Origin of the sequence: Paraburkholderia sp. EG304 (assembly GCF_046543485.1) — a bacterium.
GTDB classification, from domain to species: domain Bacteria; phylum Pseudomonadota; class Gammaproteobacteria; order Burkholderiales; family Burkholderiaceae; genus Paraburkholderia; species Paraburkholderia youngii.
On sequence record NZ_JBKGUA010000297.1, the window covers coordinates 1 to 555 of the forward strand.

At 56.0% G+C, this 555-nt stretch carries 2 protein-coding genes; both read left to right on the top strand.

What is annotated here, in order from left to right; all coding sequences use genetic code 11:
- The coding region (locus tag ACLFKU_RS43950) for a hypothetical protein (protein ID WP_410853418.1) at nt 1-382 on the top strand (382 nt) is incomplete at its 5' end.
- Nucleotides 383-423: 41 nt separating this feature from the next.
- A partial coding sequence (locus ACLFKU_RS43955; RefSeq protein WP_410853419.1) for a transposase DNA-binding-containing protein occupies nt 424-555 on the top strand: 132 nt, incomplete at its 3' end.

The window sequence follows — 555 nt, forward strand, 5'->3', positions numbered from 1 at the left end:
CGGTAACAATGGGCATGGATTTCCCCTCCTGTGGGTATTGATGAAGGCTCAGACCTCATCATGGCACTTTGATGCCGAACCGCGGCTTCCGCCGCAGCCTCGGGACGGGGAAGTCCCTTACATTCGGATACCCCGAGTTCATCAAGCGCTCGAACCGTTTCGCCTCGCCTGCGGAACGGTCGTGGCTTTCATGCTCTTGGGCAGAGACAAAACAGATGAAGGTCTCAATCAGCATGAGGTGTTCGCTGTCTGCGTCATCAGGGATCCATGCATTTTTCTCTATCCCTGTGAGGTTGTCGTAAGCGTGTGGGCATTCCTTGCAATTACCCACATCTTTGCCGCGAAACCTGGTAACCTGGCATACGTCACGTTCCATGTGTAAGCGAGATGGCCGGCAAGCGACGGGCGGATGATCGGTCGTGGATGAATCTTGGAGTCCAGGGAAGCGAATTCCAGGACACACGGTTGCGCCGTCGCTTCGCAACGCTGCTGGAAAAGCTCTGGGACGGCATGGGGCAGACTATTCCGTTCGCATGTCAGGACTGGGCTTCTACC